The organism is Frankia sp. CoWAU3 (assembly GCF_977971855.1).
This window is the reverse complement of the sequence record NZ_CDWWXB010000234.1, coordinates 4,424-5,374: the sequence shown is the minus strand read 5'-3', so window position 1 is coordinate 5,374 and position 951 is coordinate 4,424. Positions and strand designations below refer to the sequence as shown.

At 69.2% G+C, this 951-nt stretch carries 2 protein-coding genes; both read left to right on the top strand.

Annotated elements, in window-relative coordinates; genetic code table 11:
* Window positions 1–150: an alpha/beta hydrolase gene (locus AC08ON_RS16120; RefSeq protein WP_476607776.1), complete on the top strand. Its 150-nt coding sequence runs from the start codon at window positions 1–3 to the stop codon at window positions 148–150.
* A gap of 315 nt (window positions 151–465) precedes the next feature.
* On the top strand, window positions 466–951 hold a 486-nt coding region (locus tag AC08ON_RS16115; protein ID WP_476617264.1), incomplete at its 3' end, for an ArsI/CadI family heavy metal resistance metalloenzyme.

Genomic DNA, 951 nt, shown 5'->3' with positions numbered 1-951 from the left:
GTGCTGTTGACCTGGCGCTCCTACACGCACACCGCCTATTTCCAAGACAGTGGCTGCGTCCGCCAGGCTGTCGAGCGTTACCTGGTCGACCTGATACTCCCGAAGCGCGGTACGATTTGCCCTGGCGTCCCGACAGCGGCGGGCTCTTGAGTCTCGGTCTTCTCTCGGTCTGCGCGATTCAGCGTCTTCGCGATTCAGGCTCACCGTGAGGATTATCCGGAAAAGCGATGACTTCGCCGGTGCGCGGGCCGGCGTAACGGTCGCCGGCCCCGGTCGGCGCACAGCGGGGCGCGGGCGAGTGGGGCGCGGCACGCGAAGATCCTCCCGGCGAGACCGGGCGGGCCGCCGGTGGGGAGGCGGTCGCCGTGCCGCCGGCATGCCCCATCCATTGACAGACGTCTATGTTTGCGGTCATCCTCTTGCCCGCAAGAACATAGATGGGTGTCGATGTAAGGGGTGGGCTGGATGGCCAGGGTGCAGTTGGCGTTGAACGTCTCGGACGTGGACGCGGCGGTGGAGTTCTACACGACGCTGTTCGGGGTCGGGCCGGCGAAGCGGCGGGCGGGGTATGCGAACTTCGCCGTCGACGTGCCGCCGTTGAAGCTGGTGCTGATCGAGAACCCGGACGCCCGCGGCGCGGGGGTGGCGGGGGCGTTGAACCATCTCGGGGTGGAGATCGAGACCTCGCAGGAGGTCTCGGCCGCCGCCAGCCGGCTGCGGGAGGCGGGGCTGGTGACGGCGGTGGAGGAGAACACCGCCTGCTGCTACGCGCTGCAGGACAAGGTGTGGGTGGATGATCCGGACGGTGCGCCGTGGGAGATCTACACGGTGCTCGTCGATATCGCCGAGGGCGCGGGCCCGCAGCTGCGCACCGTGGAACCTGGGGCCGGGGGTGCTCCCGGGTCGGCGTGTGGCTGTGGGCCGGTGTGCGCTCCCACGGTGCCGGCGGTG